This is a genomic window from Marinobacter sp. (genome assembly GCF_044799475.1).
Classification (GTDB): Bacteria; Pseudomonadota; Gammaproteobacteria; order Pseudomonadales; family Oleiphilaceae; genus Marinobacter.
In genome coordinates, this window is the sequence record NZ_CP085217.1 from 1,053,703 (window position 1) to 1,073,739 (window position 20,037).

The window sequence follows — 20,037 nt, forward strand, 5'->3', positions numbered from 1 at the left end:
GGCCGGACCTGCAGTTGATTTTTATTTTGTGGTCTATATAATTTAAGTCCAACTTTTGGAGGAAAATTGACCAACCATGACAAATAAAGGCTCGGATTCCAGCGACATTCAGTTGCGTAAACCAGTGAAAGACGATGGATACAGGCTTCATCAGCTGGTAGCAGAATGCCCGCCTCTGGACCCCAATTCGATTTACTGCAACCTCCTGCAGTGTAGCCATTTTGCCGAAACCGGCGTGGCCGCGGAGATAGACGGCGATCTGGTTGGCTTTATCTCCGGCTATATCCCACCCTTGCAGTCCGACACCGTCTTTGTCTGGCAGGTGGCCGTCCACGAAAAAGGCCGCGGCCAGGGCCTGGCCAAGCGGATGCTGAAAGAGATTGTAGCGCGGGATGCCTGCCGCAACGTGACTCATATGGAAACCACCATCACGGAAGACAATGAAGCATCCTGGGCACTGTTCCGCTCATTCGCCCGGGATATGGACGCAGAACTGACGTCCCACCTGCACTTCGAGAAAGAAAAGCATTTCGGCGGCAAGCACGATTCCGAATTTCTGCTGCGGATAGGTCCGTTAAAAAAGACCTGATCCGGGTTGTAACCGCTTGTTATTTGAGGCCTGTGGGCGAGCTTGAGGAGCCACCCACATTCCGGCCTATGTTGACGCGCGGAGCCGGCCCGCCATGAATCCGGCCGCAGCTTCCCCGCACTCCCCTCAAAACCTGAATGCCAAGAGGCAAAACGATGGAATTTCTGAAAGCGACTGAATCCCAGGTACGTGTCTACTCCCGTGCCTTCCCGATGATCTTTAACCGGGCCAAGAATGCACACCTGTATGCTCAGGACGGTACCGAATATCTCGACTTTCTCGCCGGCGCAGGCTCCCTGAACTACGGCCACAACAACGATATACTGAAAAAAGCGCTGATCGAGTACATAGAAAATGACGGCGTCAGCCAGGGGCTGGATCTCTGGACAACAGCCAAGCAGGACTTCATTGAGAGCTATCAGAACCTGATTCTCAAACCCCGCGGCCTGGACTACAAAATGCAGTTCACTGGCCCCACCGGCACCAACTGCGTGGAAGCGGCGCTCAAGCTGGCCCGGAAGGTCAAGGGCCGCGATGGCATCATCTCCTTTACCAATGGCTTTCATGGTGTCTCACTCGGTGCCGTTGCCGCCACTGGTAACAAGAACCACCGGGGCGGTGCCGGCGTGCCGCTGAGCAGCGTGGAGTTCATGCCTTACTGCGGCTATTACGGCAAGGATATCGATACCATCAAGATGATGGACAAGCTGCTGAGCGACAACTCCTCTGGTACGGATCTGCCGGCCGCCGTTATTGTCGAGGCCGTTCAGGGCGAGGGCGGCCTGAATGCCGCCAGTGCGACCTGGCTGAAAGATCTTGAACAGCTGTGTAAAAAGCACGACATCCTGCTGATTCTCGATGATATCCAGGCTGGTAATGGCCGGTCCGGCGATTTCTTCAGCTTTGAAGCTGCCGGCATAGTTCCGGACATAGTCACCGTCTCCAAGTCACTGAGTGGCTACGGCCTGCCCATGGCGCTGGTTCTGCTCAAGCCGGAACTGGACATCTGGAACCCGGGTGAGCATAACGGCACTTTTCGCGGCAACAACATGGCCTTTATTACCGCCAGAACGGCCATTGAGACCTACTGGCAGGATGATGCCTTCGTCAGTGACGTCAGAAAGAAAAGCGACATTCTTGGCAGACGGCTGAAGGCCATCTGCGACCAGTACGGACCGAACCAGTTCCGCCTGAAAGGCCGTGGAATGATGCAGGGCATCGCCTGCAGCAGCGGCGGACTGGCGGACAGGATCACCAGTCTCGCCTTTGAAAAGGGCCTGATCATCGAAACGGCCGGGCCGGATGATGAGGTAGTCAAGTGCCTCATGCCGCTGACCATCACTGAAGACGACCTGAACAGGGGGCTGGACTTGCTGACCGAAAGCGTAAATGAAATCATGAAGGACGAAATGAGTCAGGCGTCTTGAGAGGGCTCCCAAATTCAATGCGACCGAAGACAAGACTATGACTAGCCAACAGCAGACTCAGCAACAGACCAGACAGCACACCGTAGAAAAGATCGGTGGGACCTCGATGGCGAATTACGAGGCCGTTCGCGACAACATCATTCTGGGAAACCGGGAAAAAGACGAACTCTATAATCGCATTTTTGTGGTTTCGGCCTACGCCGGGGTTACCGATGAACTCCTTGAGCACAAGAAGACCGGTGAACCCGGGGTCTATGCCCTGTTCGCCGATGCGGAATCGGACTGGGCATGGGGAGATGATCTCACCAAACTGGTGAAATTCCTGACTGACCTGAACGGTGAGCTCTTCGACGATGCAATGCTCAAGCAGCAGGCCGACCAGTTCATTACCGACCGGGTGGAAGGTGTCCGGGGTTGCCTGATCGATCTCCAGCGCCTGTGTTCCTACGGCCAGTTCCAGCTTGAAGAGCATCTTCTGACGGTCAGGGAAATGCTGGCAGGCATCGGCGAAGCCCACAGCGCTTTCAACACGACACTCAAGCTTCAGCACGAGGGCGTCAATGCCCGGTTTATCGATCTGACCGGCTGGCGCGACAATGAGCTACTGCCTCTGGACGAGAAGCTGAAGCAGGCCTTTGATCCCATCGACCTGACCCGCGAGCTGGCGATTGTTACCGGCTACGCCCAGTGCAAGGAAGGCCTGATGCGGACGTTTGACCGGGGTTACAGCGAAATGACATTCAGCCGTATTGCTGTGATCACCGAGGCGGCGGAAGCGGTTATTCACAAGGAATATCACCTCAGTTCCGCGGATCCCAAAATCGTGGGTGAGGACAAGGTTGTGCCCATCGGCCGGACCAACTACGACGTTGCCGACCAGCTCGCCAACCTGGGCATGGAAGCGATTCACCCAAGGGCAGCCAAGGGCCTCCGTCAGAATGACATACCCTTAAGGGTGAAAAACACTTTTGATCCGGAACACACGGGCACCCTCATTACCCGTGATTACATCAGTGAAAAGCCGAGGGTTGAGATTATTGCCGGTCACAAAGGTGTATTTGCCATCGAGGTGTTCGACCAGGACATGCAGGGTGAACCCGCCTATGACCGCCGGATCCTTGACGTGCTTGCCCGTCACAAAATCCGGTTCGTGACCAAGGACACCAACGCAAACACCATTACCCATTACGTGGATAGCACACTCAAACATGTGAAGCGGGTAGTCCGGGCATTGAAGGAAGAGTTTCCGAATGCGGAAATAAACACCCGGAAAGTGGCTCTGGTTTCGGCCATAGGTAGCGACATGCACGTTCGGGGCATGCTGGCCAAGACGGTGCAGGCGCTGGCTGATGAGGATATAAGCATCCTGGCCATTCATCAGTCCCTGAGGCAGGTGGACATGCAGTTCGTGGTTGAGGAGGATCACTACAAAAAGGCAATCACCAGGTTGCACGAGATCCTTATTGAGCCCCACAAGCACGAATATGCAATAGTCGCAGCCTGACAGGGCGAGCAGAAGCGGGCCCCCGGGGCCCGTTTTGCCATTTTTTCGCCTTTGACCGCGCGCCCCGCCTCCAGCGTAGCAACAGCTCTCAGCAGTTTCTTTTCGTGCAATCCGCCATCAGCTTTTTGCCGTATTTCCTGTCAATATTTCTGGAGACGGGAGCAGCGCCATGAGTGATCTTCAACAGCGGGTTGACCCCCCAACCAACGGTCAGGGTAATGACCCTGAATCCCTCGTCGGGCACTACTTCCGGGATGCCTCCCGGCACAATCTTCTCACCGAGCGGGGAGAACGCCGGCTCGGTGAGCGCCTTGTGCGCTGCCTTGAAATCATTGCTGCCGAGCAGCAGCTGGGGGAGGAGGTCCCCCGCACCATCCGGGATATTCTCGGAACCCTGAGCGAGTCGGATATGAAAAGCCGGCGTGCGAAGAAAGCGTGGCGGCTCATTCGGGCAAGTCGGGAGCTGCTGATACAGAGCAATCTCCGTCTCGCCGTTCATATCGCCCGCCGCCACTCCAACCGGGGTGTGGGCATGCCGGATCTCATCCAGGATGGCAATGTGGGTCTGATCAAGGCCGTAGAGCGGTTTGACCCGGGCAAGGGCTTCCGCTTCTCCACCTATGCGTACTGGTGGATCAGTGAAGAAGTAAAGCGGTGCCTGAAGCGGGGTCGGCGGGTAGTCAGAACCCCGGATCACATCGTGGACGAACTGCGCGCCCTGCAGAATACAACTCTGAAAATGCACAGGGAACTTGGACGGATGCCGCGGCAGAGCGAATTGGCACGTGAGCTGGAGGTATCGCCCGGCCGCCTCGGCGAGCTGCTTTCCTTCGGTGGCAGCGAGGTGTCAACCGAGGCTCCGGCCAGCGACGATGGCAGCCTGGTTGTAGGCGATGCGTTGACCCTGGGAATGGAGCAGGCGCCCGAGGAGGCTCTCGCTCCCAGGGATCGGCGGCGCCTGCTGGACAGCATTCTGGAAAACCTGAATGAGCGGGAGCAACTGGTGCTGTCGCGGCGTTACGGTCTTGACCGTCGTGAACCGGAAACACTTCAGGTCATTTCCGATGATATGGGTATCAGTCGGGAGCGGGTGCGCCAGATAGAGAAAACCGCTCTGGCAAGGTTGAAAGAGCAATATGCCGGGCTCGGAGATCTGGTGGGAAACTGAAACCCTGATCAGTGTGCCATTACCAGCCAGGCAGCTGTAATTACCTGGGTGGCAATGGCGACGGCTGTCAGCGTCAGCCGGAGATTGAGGTACCATCCGGGCCAGTAGGGCCGCATCCATCGTGCATCCACAATATAAAGCCCGAGAAACGCGACTGGATAGATAATCATCTGGGCCGTTAGTGGTAGCAGCAGGGCAATACCCGCCGTAAGGAAAAACAGCTGGCTTATCAACATGGTGTACAGGGGGGACAGCGGGTAGCAGCGGTTTTCCAGTTGCAGTGCGATGGGCCAGTAGACTCCAGCCATGAAGGCGAGAATGCCAGCACTGTAAAGATAGAAATAGCCCACCGTAACAGGACTGTATTCGGGCCATATGAGCAGCGCACATGTCCCCAGAATGAAGGGCACGAGGCCCGCGAGGCCAATGGCGATGGCCAGCCTTGCAACAGCGATCATGTTTCCTGCCCCTGGGTTGTCTTCACCGTCTTGCCACTCCGATTCTGTATTGATGGAAGCCAATACGACGGGCTATGGATTCAGGATCAACCCGAGGGTCAGAGGGGTGCCGGGGAATCGCCTGGCTGACTTGCGAGCGCCCGGCAGGGACGGTAGGAAGGGCATGTCACGAGATGGTCGTTGACCATGCCGGCCGCCTGCATGAATGCGTACACGATGGTGGGGCCGACGAAATTGAAACCCCGACGGCGCAGAGCCTTTGACATGGCCTGCGCTTCGGGAGTGTAGACGGGAACCTCCGTCAGGGTTTTCCAGGTGTTCTGCCGGGGTTCTCCTCCAACAAAGGACCAGAGAAATGTGCTGAAGGACAGGCCCTCTTCCTGGAGGGCAAGAAACCCCCGGGCGTTTCGTATGATGGACTCTATTTTCAAGCGGTTACGTACGATCCCCGGGTTCGCCAGCAGCTCCTGGATCCGCTCCTCGTCGTACCGGACGATGATCTCCGGCTGAAAGCAATCGTAGGCTTCACGATAGTTGTGCTGTTTACGCAGAATCGTCAGCCAGCTGAGTCCCGCCTGCTGGCCATCGAGGCACAGCTTTTCAAACAGCGCCAGATCATCGTACTGGGGGCGTCCCCACACCTGATCGTGGTAGGCCTGGTAGAGTGGATCCGTCCCGCACCATCCGCAGCGGACGCCTGCAGTGTTTTGTCCACTACCGCTCACCGGGGCTCCCCCTGTCCGATTTCGGTGCAGGTCCACCAGTTGACCCGGACGCAGTCTTTCCCGGCCCTCCTTTTTTTTTCACGATCAGGGGGTGGTAGCCAGAAGACCCCGGGAGCCGTCCCGGGCCCAGTCATGCAGTCATGGACAATGGCGAGAGTCAGCTCGCTGGCCTCCCCTGCGCAGGCGTGCCAGGGGTGATTGTTCTGGTCGCCGGTCAGTGAACCATCGGCAGCCACATTGAGCGTCTGCAGATTGCCTGCAATGCCGCGTCTGGTGGCCTTCAGCCAGGCTTCCTTCAGGGTCCAGACCCGCAAAAAATCTGTCCGGCTGTCGGAGGCCAGCAGCCATTCCTGCTCGGTGGGCGAAAACCAGCGCCTTACCACCCTGCGCCAGTCGGCGCGCCGGTCCGCCGGCTCCATATCCACCCCTACAGAGCTGCCGCGGGCGACGGCACAGGCGGCAATGCCATGGCTGTGACTTAGTGAAAGGCCCCATCCACCAGGCACCGCCGACTGGACAGGGCGCCCTGCCACCGGATGGCACAGGTTGGCCGGCGTGCCCGTGGCACCAGCCAGGGCCTGCCGTAGCAGCCAGCGGCTATGGCAGTATTCCAGCTGCCGGTTGGGCCCCAGCTTCTTCATCCAGGCCTGCTCCGGGCCGCTCAGGCAGCGGCAGAGCTCATTCCAGTCCGGCGCGGCCGGTGCGCGACTCAGCCAGATCGAAACGGGCATCTCAGGGCTGTAGTCGCTGGACATGCCAGTCATTGTCCTGCCTCAGGTATTCAAAACGGTCATGCAACCGGCTTGGCCGCCCCTGCCAGAACTCAATCCGCTGCGGAACCACCCGGTAGCCGCCCCAGAAAGATGGCAGGGGGATTTCGCCCTCGCCGAATTTGCGCTTTATTTCGGCGACTTTCTGTTCCAGCAGGCCTCTTGAGGAAATGACACGGCTCTGGTCCGACACCCAGGCCCCAATCTGACTGCCCCGCGGGCGGGAGGAAAAATATCTCAGTGACTCGGCCTTGCTGACTTTCTCTACCAGGCCCTGGATGATCACCTGCCGGTTCAGACCAATCCATGGGAAAAGCAGTGCGGCTCTTGGATTCTCAGCAAGCTCCCGGGCCTTGCGGCTGCCGTAATTGGTGTAGAACACGAACCCGCGATCGTCAAAATACTTGAGCAGGACTGTTCTCAGGTTCGGCAGGCCATCTGCTCCCGTGGTGGCGAGGGACATGGCGTTGGGCTCCAGAATACCCGCCAGGCGGGCTTCTTCAAACCAGATTTCAAACTGCCGGCTGGGCTCCGGGTCGAGAGCATCCCGGTCGAGACCTTCACTCTCGAAGTCCCGCCGCATATCGCTGATGTCCATGAAACTCACCCTCTGGTTTCTGGTTGCGGAAAGCGTGCTGGTATCATCATACGGATTCATCACTACAAACGGTATGCGGGCCAGGCGGCGGCCCCGGACGCGCAATCCGGCCACCGCCATGACAAAAGGCCCCTCGGCCGTCTATCCTTGACCGATATTCTTTAACTCCCGGGCGCCACCAGGTCCGGCCAAGGAGCGTGATTATGGCGAAACCTGCCGCGGGTAAACCAGTACACAAGAGATGGACGTTCTGGTTATTGCTGTTACTGGTGCTCTACGCCCTCGCGGGTTTTATCCTTTTACCCTGGTGGCTGGAACGGGCACTGCCTGACCGTCTGGAGCAGCACCTGGGCTGGTCGGCCTCGGTCAACCAGGTGACATTCAATCCCTTCACCATGACTCTCGACCTGGAAGGCCTTGCAGCCGAGGACCGGGCTGGTGATCGAGTGCTGGAATTTGACCGCTTCCATGTGGACCTTGGCTTCCTTCAGCTGTTTCGTGGAGTCATATCGCTGGATGTCGTCGAGCTTGAAGGCCCCTTTGTCAGGGTGGATCTGCTGGAAGATTATGACCTCAACTTCGCCCGGGACTGGCGCGCCAGCAACCCCGACGATGCAACTGCCGACGAGCCATCCTCTGAAACTGAAGGGGATGGTCCCCGCCTCTATTTTGGCCGCATCAGCCTCGACAATGGCGATGTTCTCCTGCGGGATTTCAGCCAGGGGGAGGAAGAGCGCTTCCAAATCGAATCGCTGGATCTGACGCTGAACGATCTGGCCACCTTTTCCCGTCCGGAAGACAGCGGCTATACCCTGAATGCCGCCCTCGGAGAGCAGACCCTGGCCTGGAAGGGCGAAATGAATATTTCACCCTTCGTATCCAGGGGTCGCCTGAGTATTGCCAATATTGATCACGCCACTGTCTCCCATTTTGCCGGCCGCTTTCTTCCCTGGCAGCTCCGTGAGGGTCGGCTGACCATTGAATCCGACTATGTGATTTCAATGGACGGTGGCCTGCGTCTGGTCACCTCCAACGGTCAGATCACTGTTGAGAATCTGGCGTTGGCGACCGGGGCGCAGGAGGATCCACCCGCCGTGCAACTGGACCGGCTTGTGGTGGACAGCATCAATTACGATTTCCGGGGCCGCAGCCTGGCTGTGGGCGCGGTGGACTTTTCCGGGGCGGACGTGCTGGTCAACAGGGATAGCGAGGGCAGGATCAACCTGGTGCCCTCGCCTGCCACCACCAAAGACGAAAACCAGGGCCAGAAAGAGGATCAGGGAGAGGCCGCTGAACAGCCCTTCCGCTGGTCTGTCGAGACCGCAAAACTGCAGGAGAGCAACCTGCGATGGCGGGATGCTGCGCTGGCAACGCCCGCGGAAATCACCCTGAGCCAGCTGGGGCTGAGCGTTTCCGGGCTCAGCCATGAACTCGCCGAGCCAGTGAGCTATAAGGCCAGCCTGGCTGTGGCCGACGAAGGCCGGATGACGGCTCAGGGGCAGCTAACCATGGCGCCCTTCACTCTTGAAGCTGGCCTGTCGGCGGATAATCTGGCGCTGGCCAGCTTCGAGCCCTACCTGCAGGAAGTCGCAGCACTGGATCTGCGCGGCGGCAGCCTGACTCTGGCAGGGGACCTGGACCTGGATGGCCAGACGGATCCGATGACCGGAACCTTCAACGGGGCGGGAGAAATTGCCGGCATGGACGCGTCAGCTATTGGCAGCGGTGAGCCCCTGGTGGCCTGGCAATCCCTCCGGCTTGATCCCATTGAGTACAACCTTGCGCCAGCACGGCTGGAGATTGGCAGGGTCACCCTCAGGGATCCCAGCCTGGTGGTTGAGCGCTCGGAAAACGGAGCGCTGAATCTGGCAGCCATCACGAAGGACGGTGAGGACAACGACACCGCGACAGAGGATGCTGAAACCCGGGACCAGCAACAGGAACAGGACGAAGCGCCCGGGTTTATTTTCCGGATCGGGGAGGTGGTTCTGGAAAATGGCACCCTCGATTACGCAGACTTTTCCGTGGATCCGGACTTTGAAACCCGCCTGGATCAGCTGAGCGGATCCGTGTCCGGACTCAGCAACGTCACGCCACAGGAAGGACGGATGAACCTGACCGGGCGGGTAGCCCAGGCTGGTGACCTGAAGGTTGAAGGCACCCTCGGCACCCTTGGCAGTGAGGCCACCAGCAACCTGAAACTGACCCTGAAACAGCTCGGATTGCCGGTTCTGAGCCCTTATTTTGCTCAGTTTCTTGGTTACGGAGTAGACGGTGGAAAGCTTGGGCTGGAGATGGACTATACCTTCAAAGGATCCCGTATAACCGCCACCAATCACATTGTTCTGGACCGACTCGAACTGGGCAGCGCGGCTCCCGGTGGAGGAGGCATCAATGCGCCGATAAAGCTCGGGCTGGCCCTGTTGCGGGACTCAGACGGCCGGATTGACATCAATCTGCCGGTGGAAGGGGACCTGACGGATCCCGATTTCCAGATCACCCGGGTGGTCATGGGTACCTTCGCCAATCTTGTGATCAAGGCGGCCACTTCCCCTTTCAGCGTGCTTGGCTCGGTTGCGGATCTGGCGGGCATTACCGGCCCGGAACTGGGGAATGTCGGTTTCCGGCCGGGAATCGCCGAGCTGGGCGACGATGAGAGCAGAAAGCTGGAGGCTCTCGCCGAGGCCCTCGCGAAACGCCCACAACTGGCGCTGGATGTCCGGGGCGGGGCGGCACCTGAGCTTGACCGGCCGGCGCTGCTGCGACAGCAGTTGTTCGACGACCTGGAGATTGCGCCTGATGGGGCGAGCGAGGAGCGCGCACGCCGCCTTGAGCAGGCTTATCAGGCCGCTGATCTGAGCCCGCCCCTGGACAGGCTCAGAGCGCAGACAGAATCAGCTTCCGGGCGGACTGAAAAGTGGCAGGAAGCGCTGATTTCAAAGCTGATTCAAGACCGGTCACTGCCCGACAATGCCCTGCGGGAACTGGCCAGCAAAAGAGGTCAGTTGCTGCAGAGTCGTCTTCTTGAGACCCACGGGGTTCCCTCCGAGCAGTTGTACATGCGGAGCCCGGCCCTCGACGCCGCGGTGGACGACGACCAGGGGCTGGTCAGGGTGCCGTTCGAGCTGGGGACAAGGTGAGCTGTCCGATATTGCCTGAGTGGATATGCAGCAAACGTGGATTGCTACTTGCAGGGCACATTAAAGGCGGTACAACAGCAGGGGCGCAACCCTGGAAATGCCAAAACAGGATGACCATAAACCATGACCCGGCGAACCAGCCATTTTTTTGCCTATATTGCCCGCCTGCGCTGGATCCGGCGCTGGGGGCTGATGCGCAACGCGATTGAGGAAAATGTGGCGACCCATTCCTGGGAAGTGGCCACCATCGCACATGCGCTGTCGCTGATCCGTAACCGGCACTTCGGTGGTGACATCAATGCAGATCAGGTGGCCACGGCCGCCCTTTATCATGACGCCACGGAGGTGATCACCGGGGACATGCCAACGCCGGTGAAGTATCACTCCAGGGTGATGCGGGAGGCTTTCGGGGCCATTGAGCATCAGGCAGAGAATGAGCTGCTGGCGCTATTGCCTGAGGATCTGCGGGGGGATTTTGCGCCCTATATCCAGGAGTCTGACTGGTCTGCGGAGATGAAAGAGATTATCAAGGCGGCCGACCGGATTTCTGCCTGGCTCAAGTGCCTGGCGGAAATTCAGGCAGGGAACAAGGAGTTCGAGCCTGCGGCCACGACGATTCACAACAGGATCCGGCAGGATGCCCTGCCGGAAGTCCTTTATTTTCTTGAGGTGTTCGCCCCCAGCTATCAGAGGCCGCTGGACCACCTGCTGGAGTGAAGTTCAGCGGCGGGGTTCCGGGCTCAGGCGCCGCCAGCGCCTGCTACAAGGCCATCCCGCAGGCCATCCTTCCTGAGTGATTGCCGCACCACATCTTCCGGATTGCCAGCCATCTCCCGGAACATGCCCATCGAGCCCAGCAGGGCGGAGGATTCGTAGGGCACGAACACCCGCTCCCCGTCTTTGGCCATGTTGGGCAGCACCTTGATGTAGCTCTGGCCCAGCAGGTAGCCCACCACCGTGCGCTTGTTTTCTTCGGTATCACCCAGTGCGTTCAGCACCAGTTTGATGGATTCCTGCTCGCCCTGGGCCCGCAGGATGGCTGATTGCTTGTCGCCCTCGGCATTGAGAATGGCGGATTCCCGCTGGCCCTGGGCCATGGCGATGGCTGCGGTCTTTTCGCCTTCGGCCTCTGTAACCGTGGCGCGACGCTTTCTTTCAGCGGCCATCTGCAGGCGCATCGCCTCTTCCACTTCTTCCGGCATGTTGATGTCCTGCACCTCAACCCGGGTGAGCTTCACTCCCCACTTGGATGCAGCCTCTTCCATTTCGGCCTGGATGGCACTGTTGACCTCGGCGCGGGACTCGAACAGCTTGTCCAGCTCCATCTTGCCCACCACGGAGCGCAGGGTGGTTTTGGCCAGGACTTCCACGGCCTGGCTCATGTTGGCCACTTCGTAAATTGCCCGACGCGGATCTATGATCTGGTAGTACAGGGCGCCATTTATGGTGACCGTAACATTGTCGGTGGTCACCACCGGCTGGCCGGGAAAGTCCATGACCGTTTCACGCCGGTCGATGCGGATTTCGTCGGTGGTTACCGCGTGGTAGTCCTCACCCATTTTCCTGTAGCGGATCATGGTGATGGCTCTTGGCCGTTCGACAAAAGGCACAATGATGTTGACGCCGCTCTCCAGCACCCGGTGGAAAGAGCCCAGGCGTTCGATGACCATCACCTCGGACTGGCGGATGATCACCAGCCCCTTGGCAATGATCAGGATGCCGATAACGACAAAAATCAGGCTGAGAACCAGCCCCGGTGACATGAACGATTCCATGTTTACTGCTCCTGGTGGTGAAATCGGACGACAGCGGTGGTGCCATCGAACTGCTCGAATATAACCTCTGTGCCTTCTGGCAGGTCGGTTTCGCCGGAAGGCGTCACCCGTACCCGGTAGAAGTCACCGTTCATCTTGAGACCGGGGGCGCCGTCGAAATCCCGTTTGACAATCCGGTAGTGCTTTCCCTGCTCGACTCCGGTTCCGGTGGTGCCGTAAGCCACCCCTCGGGGGGAAAATCGCGGGCGGATGACCCAGACAGCCAGAGGAACCAGCACGCCGGAAAACAGGCCCATCCCCACCAGTTGCCAGGTAAAAGAAACACCGGCGAATGCCAGTACGGCTGTCAGCGCTGCAGCAATGCCCAAGGCCAGCAGGAGCATAACACCGGAGGTCAGTTCAGCGAGGCTCAGAGCCAGCGCAAGGACCAGCCAGAAGTGCGCAATATTCCATTCCATCGTCTGTTTCCGCTCAGGGAGGGGGGGAATTCAGGTCGGGAGAGTATCAGCTTGGGAGGACTGCCGCCATCGGCAGCCGGGCTGGCTCAAGCGCCGGCGTGAGGCGAATCTGCTGCCATATCCCACAGACTGGCTGGTGTTAAAGTGTTCTCGCTTTGATGTGTCTGATTTAATGCCCCGTTCCTTCAAGATCATTAATGAGAGATCACCGCCATGAAAAAACTGAACAATAAGGTTGCCGTCATTACCGGCGCCGGCTCCGGCATCGGCCGGGCACTGGCGATGGAACTGGGGGCCCGGGGCTGCCGCCTGGCGCTGTCCGATGTCAATGAGATCGGGCTTGGAGAAACAGCAAGCCTGTGCGATGCGGCCGCCATCAAGACCTATCGTCTTGATGTGTCGGACCGGGACGCCATCTTTGCCCACGCCGATCAGGTGGCAAAGGATTTTGGCGAGGTCAACCTTGTAATCAATAACGCCGGGGTTGCCCTATCCGCCTCTGTCCGTGAAATGACGGACGTGGATTTCAAGTGGGTGATGGATATTGATTTCTGGGGCGTTGCGCATGGTACGCGGGCTTTTTTACCTCACCTGATTGCGTCCGGCGATGGGCATGTGGTCAATATCTCCAGTGTCTTTGGCCTGATCGGCGTACCCAAGCAGAGTGCGTATAACGCTGCCAAATTTGCCGTACGGGGCTTCACTGAAGCCCTGCGACAGGAAATGAAGCTCGAAAAACAGTCGGTGGCAGTCAGTTGCGTGCACCCCGGTGGAATCCGCACCAACATTGCCAATGCCGCGCGCATGGGTAAATCGGAGAATGCCGAAGCTCAGCGCAAGGGGTTCGACAAGCTGGCTGTGACGTCACCGGAAAAAGCGGCGCGGACCATTGTCAAAGGTATCCTGAAGGACGAGTCCCGCATTCTGGTCGGTCCGGACGCCTGGGGTATTGAAGTCATCAACCGGGTGCTGGGTGCCGCCTATCAGCCACTCGTCGAGCGATTTTCCCGCAAAAATCTGTATCTGTGAGCCGCAACGAGCTGGTATTGACGGAGCTGGATGGCTTGTGGCGCATCTGTCTCCAGGCTTCTATACTGGCCGGAGGTCAGGACCAGATCCGTTATGAAACCAGCGCGAGAAGCTAACGGTTACGCCAGCGATGCCCATGGCAAGTCAGGGCTCCGGAATGCCCACCGGCGTTCGCTGATGCGTCTGATTTTTATCGCCACCGGGGTGGCGCTTTCCCTGTTTGCCTGTCTTCAGATGTTCAATAACAATGCCCCGCTGGCTGTTGTCGAACTGGCCGCGAGCGCCGTGCTGGTGATCAGTGCCACGCGGATCATGACCACCCGTTATCTGCAGGCCTGGATATACGGCTACCTGGTTGCTGCGTTCAGCTTTTTTCTCTACATCATCATGATGCCGGAGGCTTCAACTTCCGCTTTTGTCTGGGTATTCATCATGCCCATCCTGTCCTACCTTCTGCTGGGACGGGTAGCCGGATTTTTCCTGGCGGTCCCCTTCATGCTGGTGGGCGGCTATTTTTTCTATCAGCAGCTTGCATCTCTGGACAGCGCACGGGTGATGATTGACCTGCTCAATCCGGTGGCCTGCGGTGTGCTCATCCTGCTTTTCATGCATGTGTACGAAACCCGCCGGGCGGACGCCCAGGACAGGCTGGTGAGTCTTGCCGAAACGGATGCTCTGACGGGCTTACCCAATCGCAGCAGTTTTCACCAGAATCTGGAGCGCTGTGTCAGGGATGCCAGACGCCATAATCATGGCTTTGCCCTGGTGCTGATGGACATAGATCACTTCAAACGCGTCAACGACAGCCTTGGCCATGACGCGGGAGACCATGTGCTCCGGCATATCGCCGGCTGTCTCATGGCACGGCTGCGGAACACGGATTATGTGGGTCGGCTGGGGGGAGAGGAGTTCGGCCTGATTCTGCGTGAGATCGACCCCCCTGGCGCCTTCAGCCTGATCAATGAACTACGGGAGCAGATTGCCGAAACCGATGCCATCTATCAGGGGGCGCGGGTCCAGCTGACTTCCTCCTTCGGTATAGCCTATTGGCCGGAGGATGCATCGGACGTGAACGAGCTTTACCGGGTGGCAGACAGTCGTCTTTACGAAGGCAAGAATGCAGGCAGGAACGTGGTAGTCGCCTGTTCGTCAGGCAGTGAGATGCCTACTTCGGCCTAGTGTCCGACACTGCCCGCGGAATCAATCGTAGTCTTCGGTTTCTATCTGGAATCCCCTGGGCCGGAACTGCTGCTCCACCGCACCAATCATTCCCGAGTGGCCACAGATATAAAGCATGGCCGAGCTGGCATCCAGGCCTTTCCGGGCAACATAGTCCTCCACCAGGGTGTCCACCCGACCCTGGCTACCTGACCATCCCGAGTTTGCGGGTTCTTCTGGCCGGCTGACTGTCGGCACATAGTCGAGCAGCTCCGGGTGGCTGGAGGCAATGCCCTGCAGCTCTTCCCGGTAGCCGAACTCGTTCTGGTAGCTGGCGCCATGAAGGACATGAAACCGGTGGTCATCACGCCCCTGGTGAAGGGCATCCCGGATCATGCTGACAAAGGGATTGATGCCGGTCACCGTAGCCACCATCAGATGTTCACGGTAGCGGGTATCCAGCAGAAAGCTGCCTTTCGGGTTATCGAGGGTGATTGTATGGCCAGGGGACAGGCTGCGCAGGCGCTCGGACATCTGGCCACCGGGCACCAGCTCCACGAAAAATTCGAGCGTCTCCTCGTGAGGGGCGGAGACAATGGAAAAACTGCGTTTGACTCCATCCAGGCCCACCTTGACTGACTGGCCAGGCCGGAAGCTGAAATCCCGGGGACGTGGCACGCGGAATATGATCAGCCCGGGTGCGACTTCCCGGCACTCGGTTACGGTGACTCCCCCTTCCGCCGTCGCGGGCCGTTCATCAGATACCGCCCCGGGGCTGATCGTGGCGGTATCCTGCCCTGGGGCCCTGACGGAATCGTGAGCATCAGCGGCTTCTTCCCCGGTTTCGACCAGGGTTTCCTCGTGCCGGCTCAGCCAGGCCTGAAGCCTGGAGCTCTGTCTGGCCCTGCGGCGTCCAATGTCGCCCAACAGCGAACCAAGTGCCTGATCCCCCGTCGCTTCCCTGGCCCGGCTGATGGAGTTCAGGTCATCCAGGACCTCCCGGCTGCCACTGCGAGCTCGCTCTATGTCCCTGGTGCTGGCCATGCGGCGCCTATTTCTTTCTGTTGAGAGTGCAGATGGCGCCTGGCTCCTCCACCATCAGGACCAGGCTCTCGCTGGCAAACATCTGGTGATGGATGCCGTCGTTGGTTGAGTACCCGGTCATCAGATCCTGGCCGACGATGATCCGGCCGACTCTGGCGTCCACCAGCACGGCGCCCTCGATATCTGCTTTGAACACACCCAGCTCACACAGCCGTTTCAGGTGCTCCAGCTGCAGCATGTCGGTGCCTTCGTAGCGTCGGAAAAGCAGGTTATACCACTTGGTCGACAGAGCCAGGGCATAAGGACCGTGAAAACCATTGTCGTCGAGCTGGTTCACCGAATTGAGTACGTCCTCCAGGGCCTGCTCGATCTTGCTCCAGTCCGCGCACTCGACCTGATTTCGGCCCTTGGCTGTCAGCAGGCCTTCAAGGCCAAAGTCAGGCTGGCCGTAGTAGATGAACTCTTCCTCACGGCGAGCCACGGCCTCCGCGGCATCCTCGACAGCACGCAGATCCAGCGGCTGGCCCATGGATTCGAAGCCGTCGATCCGGCGGACGCTCAGTCCAAAGTTCTTGCGCAGCATGGGAATGGCAATGGCCCTGCTGAGCACGGCGCCGGCTTCGTCAGGTTTCGGCTGACGGCAGTAGCCCTCTTCACCGACTTCGATGGAGGTTAGCCCTACGCCGTAGGGCCCCTCGACATCGAGGAAGCGGCGGCCAGTAAGGATATCGCTGGCGGCGCCCACTGCGGCACTGTCGATTCTGTCCCAGATATCACTGGAAAATGAGGCTTGTTCCCGATTGAGATAAGTCATGATTATTTCTTGCCCTTCATATCGCCAATGGTGAATTTGTTCAGGGACCGGTTCCGGCTGCCTGAGCCACCGCCGCCGACGTCGCCGTCATCTTCTTCGGCCTCGAGGATGGGCTTGTCTGTGTACAGATAGATGTCCATCTGTTCTGAAAAGTCGGAGCTGTTGCGGCGCAGCCATTCAAGCACCATGCAGGCATGCTCCACTTCTTCACGCATGTTATGGAGCAGAAGGCCTTTCAGTTCCTCGTCACTGGTGGCGTCTGCGCGCTGCTGATACCAGTCAACGGCCTCAAGTTCTTCCTGAACTGACACCAGGGCCCGATGCATGTCCTTGGTCTTTTCCGATAGCAGTTCTCCAGGCTCATGATAGCTTTCACTTGCGCCAGCCATTTTTCTCTCCCAGACCTGTTGTTTGGTGGGATGCCCCGCAGGCAATCCTTCAGAAGTTACCCTAATACCTTATGTCACGTCCGGGCGATTGCAACCCCGTGGAATCAGCAAAGACGGTTGATAAGCCGGCCTTAGGCCGCAGATACCATTCAGGCAGCTGTAATACATCTACACAGAAATGGTTACGAAAGGAGCCTGACTATGGATGTCCCGATAAAGAACCGCATGGTTGCCGGTGAGGCACTGGCGGAAGAGCTCAGCAATTACAGGGATCGTGATGACGTCCTGGTTCTTGCCCTCCCACGGGGTGGCGTGCCGGTGGCCGCGGAGATAGCAAAATCCCTTGAGGCAGGTCTCGACCTCATGCTTGTACGCAAGCTCGGGCTGCCAGCCTGGGAGGAACTGGCCATGGGTGCCATCGCCAGCGGCGGCGTGAAGGTGCTGAATGATGACGTGATCAGTGCCCACGGGGTGTCGGACGCCGATATCGAGAAAGTTGCAGAGAAAGAAGGCAGGGAGCTCAAGCGGCGGGAGACCACCTATCGGGGAGACAGGCCGGCGCCGAAAATCGAAGGCCGCTGTGTCATTCTCGTGGACGACGGCATTGCTACAGGTGCCACCATGGAGGCGGCCATTGATGCGGTGCGAAAACAGAATCCCGGGGAAGTGGTGCTGGCGGTGACAGTAGCCCCTCAGGAAACCCTGGACCGGCTGGGCAAAAAGGTGGACCACATCGCCTGTCTGGCTACGCCTGAGCCCTTCATGGCCATTGGTAAATGGTATCGGGATTTTGGCCAGACCAGTGACGATGAGGTGCGACAGCTGCTCGATGAGGCCTGGAAGCGGGAAGAGGGCTGAAGATGGAAAGGCCCACCGGCGAGTATCGCCCGGTGGGCCGGGTTCCGGCTCAGGCCTTTTCTTTCCGGTCTGAATCGCCTTTGCCTTTCTCCTCGCCGTCCTCGTTCCCCTTGTCCTTCTTCTGGTCCGCGTCCCGGCTTTTTTCTTTCTCTTTAGCCTTGCGGTCTTTGCTCTCTGAGCTTTCGTCGCTCTTTCCGTTATCAAGGTCCAGAAGTGAACTGATGCGGCCTGCCTCCAGGGTTTCGTCTTCCAGCAGGGCTTCTGCCAGTTTGTCGAGGCGCTTGCGGTTTTCTTTCAGGCGTTTCTCCACCTCGGATTCGATGCCGGTGATGAGTTTTCTCACCTCATCATCGACCTTCTCGGCGGTGGCCTCGCTGAAGTCCTTTTCCCGGGAAATCTCCTGGCCGAGGAACACCTCTTCCTGACTGGAGCTGACCGAAACCGGGCCGATTACATCACTCATGCCCCAGCGGGAAATCATGCGGCGGGCCAGTTTGGTGGCCTGCTCGATATCATTTTCCGCGCCACTGCTTACTTCCTCGAACACAAGACGTTCCGAGACCCGGCCGCCCAGCATCACCGCAATCCGGTCTTTGGCGTAGCTGGCGGTCATGTTGTAGCGGTCTTCATCCGGCGCCTGTTCGGTGGCTCCCAGAGCGCGCCCGCGCGGGATAATCGTGACCTTCTCCAGGGGGTCTGCCTTGGGAAACAGCAGGGCGGTCAGGGCATGCCCCGACTCGTGATAAGCGATCACACGCTTTTCTTCGTCGCTGAGGGTCTGCTCCCTTTCCGCGCCCATGATGATCTTGTCCCGGGCCATGTCGAAGTGCCTCATGGTAACTGTCTTACAGTCTTCCCTGCCGGCAAACAGGGCAGCTTCGTTGGCCAGATTTTCCAGGTCGGCCCCGGAAAAGCCTACTGTGCGCCTCGCCATGGCCTCCAGGGATACGTCGTCATCCAGCGGGATTTTGCGGGTGTGGATCTTCAGAATCTCTACTCGGGCCTCCCGGTGCGGCCGGTCCAGGGTTACCTTGCGGTCAAAACGGCCGGGGCGCAGCAGGGCCTGGTCCAGCACATCCGGACGGTTGGTTGCTGCAATCACAACCACGGTCTCGTGGGGGGAGAAGCCGTCCATCTCCGACAGGATCTGATTCAGGGTCTGTTCCCGTTCATCATGGCCGCCGCCAACCCCGGTACCTCTGGAGCGGCCTATGGCATCCAGCTCATCAATGAAAATGATCGACGGTGCCTCCTTGCGGGCCTCCTTGAACATGTCCCTCACCCGGGAGGCACCAACACCAACGAACATCTCGATAAATTCCGAGCCGGAAATGGAATAGAAGGGAACGTCTGCCTCTCCGGCAATGGCCCGGGCCATGAGGGTTTTGCCGGTACCGGGGGGGCCGACCATCAGGAGACCTCTGGGCAGTTTCGCGCCCAGAGTCTGGTAGAAGTCCGGGTTCTTGAGATAATCGACAATCTCGGTCAGGTCCTTCTTGGCATTTTCCGAGCCGGCCACGTCATCGAAGGTTTTCTGGGGCTGATCCTTGCGAAACTTTTTCGCCTTGGATTTGCCCATGTTGAACAGGCCGCCCTGCTGGCCACCACCCATCTGCTTCTGCATGCGTTGCCAGAAAAAGATGAACAGGCCCAGGATGATCAGCCAGGGCAGAAAACTGATCAGCAGCCGGCCGAACCAGTCTGTTTCGGCCTCTCTGGCATCAATGGTGACATTGTTCTGCTCCAGCAGTTCCAGTACTCCGGTTTCACCGACTTCCGGGATGTGAGTGCGGAACCTCCGGGGGGTCTGAATACCTTCAGCATCACCGGCGGTATCGAGTTCGCCCGTTACCTGGTGACCTTCTATGGTGACTTCCGATACCCTGCCTTCGCGAACCTTCTCCTTGAACTCGCTGAAGGTCATCTGCTCGGCATTGGACTGGGACAGCACCTGGATGCCATAGAAAATCACAAAGGCAATCAGGAGCAGGTGGATCATCCGGGTCCACTGGGGTGGCTCGGGGGGCTGATGCATTTCCTTCATTGGGTCCCGGGGACCGCGTTGACGACGGTCGTTCCGGTTACGGTCATTCCTCTGGTCGGGTTTCTGGTCACCATTGGACACGGAGAGCT

19 protein-coding genes are annotated in these 20,037 nt (G+C 58.8%); 9 read left to right on the forward strand and 10 right to left on the reverse strand.

The window, feature by feature from the left end:
* Positions 1–76: 76 nt before the first annotated feature.
* The 4 genes from ectA to LG327_RS04850 all read left to right on the forward strand — a co-directional run bounded on the left by ectA (position 77) and on the right by LG327_RS04850 (position 4,688).
* Positions 77–589: a diaminobutyrate acetyltransferase gene (ectA, locus tag LG327_RS04835; protein WP_404366538.1), complete on the forward strand. Its 513-nt coding sequence runs from the start codon at positions 77–79 to the stop codon at positions 587–589.
* Positions 590–744: 155 nt separating this feature from the next.
* On the forward strand, positions 745–2,016 hold the full coding sequence (ectB, locus tag LG327_RS04840) for a diaminobutyrate--2-oxoglutarate transaminase (RefSeq protein WP_404366541.1): 1,272 nt from the start codon (positions 745–747) through the stop codon (positions 2,014–2,016).
* A gap of 37 nt (positions 2,017–2,053) precedes the next feature.
* Positions 2,054–3,520, forward strand: coding sequence for an aspartate kinase (locus tag LG327_RS04845; RefSeq protein ID WP_404366544.1), 1,467 nt, complete (start codon positions 2,054–2,056; stop codon positions 3,518–3,520).
* A 169-nt stretch (positions 3,521–3,689) separates the two neighbouring features.
* Positions 3,690–4,688, forward strand: a complete 999-nt coding sequence (locus tag LG327_RS04850) for an RNA polymerase sigma factor RpoD/SigA (RefSeq protein WP_404366547.1) — start codon at positions 3,690–3,692, stop codon at positions 4,686–4,688.
* A gap of 8 nt (positions 4,689–4,696) precedes the next feature.
* Here the strand turns inward: LG327_RS04850 and LG327_RS04855 are convergent, their stop codons facing one another.
* From LG327_RS04855 to pdxH, 4 genes are all read right to left on the reverse strand, one after another.
* On the reverse strand, positions 4,697–5,146 hold the full coding sequence (locus LG327_RS04855) for a DUF3429 domain-containing protein (protein WP_404366550.1): 450 nt from the start codon (positions 5,144–5,146) through the stop codon (positions 4,697–4,699).
* A gap of 98 nt (positions 5,147–5,244) precedes the next feature.
* Entirely contained in the window at positions 5,245–5,871 is a 627-nt protein-coding gene (locus tag LG327_RS04860) for a DNA-3-methyladenine glycosylase I (RefSeq protein WP_404366553.1), read from the reverse strand.
* Positions 5,868–6,626: a 4'-phosphopantetheinyl transferase family protein gene (locus LG327_RS04865; protein WP_404366556.1), complete on the reverse strand. Its 759-nt coding sequence runs from the start codon at positions 6,624–6,626 to the stop codon at positions 5,868–5,870. The genes LG327_RS04860 and LG327_RS04865 overlap by 4 nt, the downstream gene beginning before the upstream one ends.
* The gene (gene pdxH, locus LG327_RS04870; RefSeq protein WP_404366558.1) at positions 6,604–7,239 is read right to left on the reverse strand and encodes a pyridoxamine 5'-phosphate oxidase; all 636 of its coding nucleotides are present in this window, start codon (positions 7,237–7,239) and stop codon (positions 6,604–6,606) included. Before pdxH ends, LG327_RS04865 begins: the two co-directional genes overlap by 23 nt.
* Positions 7,240–7,442: 203 nt before the next feature.
* On the opposite strand from pdxH, the gene LG327_RS04875 reads away from it, so the two are divergent.
* Positions 7,443–10,379 carry a DUF748 domain-containing protein gene (locus tag LG327_RS04875; protein ID WP_404366561.1) on the forward strand — a complete coding sequence of 979 codons (2,937 nt, stop codon included), beginning with the start codon at positions 7,443–7,445 and terminating at the stop codon, positions 10,377–10,379.
* A gap of 123 nt (positions 10,380–10,502) precedes the next feature.
* The gene (gene yfbR, locus LG327_RS04880; protein WP_404366564.1) at positions 10,503–11,096 is read left to right on the forward strand and encodes a 5'-deoxynucleotidase; all 594 of its coding nucleotides are present in this window, start codon (positions 10,503–10,505) and stop codon (positions 11,094–11,096) included.
* Positions 11,097–11,119: 23 nt separating this feature from the next.
* On the opposite strand, the gene LG327_RS04885 is transcribed toward yfbR, so the two are convergent.
* On the reverse strand, positions 11,120–12,154 hold the full coding sequence (locus LG327_RS04885; RefSeq protein WP_404366567.1) for an SPFH domain-containing protein: 1,035 nt from the start codon (positions 12,152–12,154) through the stop codon (positions 11,120–11,122).
* Between the two features lie 2 nt (positions 12,155–12,156).
* Positions 12,157–12,612 carry a nodulation efficiency, NfeD-like protein gene (locus tag LG327_RS04890; protein WP_404366569.1) on the reverse strand — a complete coding sequence of 152 codons (456 nt, stop codon included), beginning with the start codon at positions 12,610–12,612 and terminating at the stop codon, positions 12,157–12,159.
* 213 nt (positions 12,613–12,825) lie between these two features.
* Between LG327_RS04890 and LG327_RS04895 the strand changes: the two genes are divergently transcribed.
* Positions 12,826–13,641: an SDR family NAD(P)-dependent oxidoreductase gene (locus LG327_RS04895; protein ID WP_404366572.1), complete on the forward strand. Its 816-nt coding sequence runs from the start codon at positions 12,826–12,828 to the stop codon at positions 13,639–13,641.
* A 93-nt stretch (positions 13,642–13,734) separates the two neighbouring features.
* Entirely contained in the window at positions 13,735–14,820 is a 1,086-nt protein-coding gene (locus LG327_RS04900; RefSeq protein WP_404366575.1) for a GGDEF domain-containing protein, read from the forward strand.
* Positions 14,821–14,841: 21 nt separating this feature from the next.
* On the opposite strand, the gene LG327_RS04905 is transcribed toward LG327_RS04900, so the two are convergent.
* The 3 genes from LG327_RS04905 to LG327_RS04915 are packed head-to-tail and all read right to left on the reverse strand — an operon-like array spanning position 14,842 to position 17,046.
* A complete protein-coding gene (locus LG327_RS04905; protein ID WP_404366578.1) occupies positions 14,842–15,843 on the reverse strand; it encodes an FAD-binding oxidoreductase in 1,002 nt (333 codons plus the stop codon).
* Positions 15,844–15,850: 7 nt separating this feature from the next.
* On the reverse strand, positions 15,851–16,657 hold the full coding sequence (locus LG327_RS04910) for a family 1 encapsulin nanocompartment shell protein (protein WP_404366580.1): 807 nt from the start codon (positions 16,655–16,657) through the stop codon (positions 15,851–15,853).
* Positions 16,658–16,659: 2 nt separating this feature from the next.
* Positions 16,660–17,046 (reverse strand): encapsulin-associated ferritin-like protein, encoded by a 387-nt coding sequence (locus LG327_RS04915; protein ID WP_404366583.1) that lies wholly within the window; start codon positions 17,044–17,046, stop codon positions 16,660–16,662.
* Between the two features lie 201 nt (positions 17,047–17,247).
* Between LG327_RS04915 and LG327_RS04920 the strand changes: the two genes are divergently transcribed.
* The gene (locus LG327_RS04920; RefSeq protein WP_404366586.1) at positions 17,248–17,904 is read left to right on the forward strand and encodes a phosphoribosyltransferase; all 657 of its coding nucleotides are present in this window, start codon (positions 17,248–17,250) and stop codon (positions 17,902–17,904) included.
* A gap of 49 nt (positions 17,905–17,953) precedes the next feature.
* Here the strand turns inward: LG327_RS04920 and ftsH are convergent, their stop codons facing one another.
* Positions 17,954–20,029 (reverse strand): ATP-dependent zinc metalloprotease FtsH, encoded by a 2,076-nt coding sequence (gene ftsH, locus LG327_RS04925; protein ID WP_404366589.1) that lies wholly within the window; start codon positions 20,027–20,029, stop codon positions 17,954–17,956.
* Positions 20,030–20,037 lie beyond the last annotated feature (8 nt).

Bases quoted from the DNA above. Each gene is read 5' to 3' on its own strand.
- LG327_RS04855 (WP_404366550.1), bottom strand. From the start codon at position 5,146: ATGATCGCTGTTGCAAGGCTGGCCATCGCCATTGGCCTCGCGGGCCTC.
- LG327_RS04905 (WP_404366578.1), bottom strand. From the start codon at position 15,843: ATGGCCAGCACCAGGGACATAGAGCGAGCTCGCAGTGGCAGCCGGGAG.
- LG327_RS04865 (WP_404366556.1), bottom strand. From the start codon at position 6,626: ATGTCCAGCGACTACAGCCCTGAGATGCCCGTTTCGATCTGGCTGAGT.
- ectA (WP_404366538.1), top strand. From the start codon at position 77: ATGACAAATAAAGGCTCGGATTCCAGCGACATTCAGTTGCGTAAACCA.
- LG327_RS04895 (WP_404366572.1), top strand. From the start codon at position 12,826: ATGAAAAAACTGAACAATAAGGTTGCCGTCATTACCGGCGCCGGCTCC.
- LG327_RS04885 (WP_404366567.1), bottom strand. From the start codon at position 12,154: ATGGAATCGTTCATGTCACCGGGGCTGGTTCTCAGCCTGATTTTTGTC.
- LG327_RS04910 (WP_404366580.1), bottom strand. From the start codon at position 16,657: ATGACTTATCTCAATCGGGAACAAGCCTCATTTTCCAGTGATATCTGG.
- yfbR (WP_404366564.1), top strand. From the start codon at position 10,503: ATGACCCGGCGAACCAGCCATTTTTTTGCCTATATTGCCCGCCTGCGC.
- ectB (WP_404366541.1), top strand. From the start codon at position 745: ATGGAATTTCTGAAAGCGACTGAATCCCAGGTACGTGTCTACTCCCGT.
- LG327_RS04920 (WP_404366586.1), top strand. From the start codon at position 17,248: ATGGATGTCCCGATAAAGAACCGCATGGTTGCCGGTGAGGCACTGGCG.
- LG327_RS04850 (WP_404366547.1), top strand. From the start codon at position 3,690: ATGAGTGATCTTCAACAGCGGGTTGACCCCCCAACCAACGGTCAGGGT.
- LG327_RS04915 (WP_404366583.1), bottom strand. From the start codon at position 17,046: ATGGCTGGCGCAAGTGAAAGCTATCATGAGCCTGGAGAACTGCTATCG.
- LG327_RS04875 (WP_404366561.1), top strand. From the start codon at position 7,443: ATGGCGAAACCTGCCGCGGGTAAACCAGTACACAAGAGATGGACGTTC.
- LG327_RS04845 (WP_404366544.1), top strand. From the start codon at position 2,054: ATGACTAGCCAACAGCAGACTCAGCAACAGACCAGACAGCACACCGTA.
- pdxH (WP_404366558.1), bottom strand. From the start codon at position 7,239: ATGGACATCAGCGATATGCGGCGGGACTTCGAGAGTGAAGGTCTCGAC.
- LG327_RS04900 (WP_404366575.1), top strand. From the start codon at position 13,735: ATGAAACCAGCGCGAGAAGCTAACGGTTACGCCAGCGATGCCCATGGC.
- LG327_RS04890 (WP_404366569.1), bottom strand. From the start codon at position 12,612: ATGGAATGGAATATTGCGCACTTCTGGCTGGTCCTTGCGCTGGCTCTG.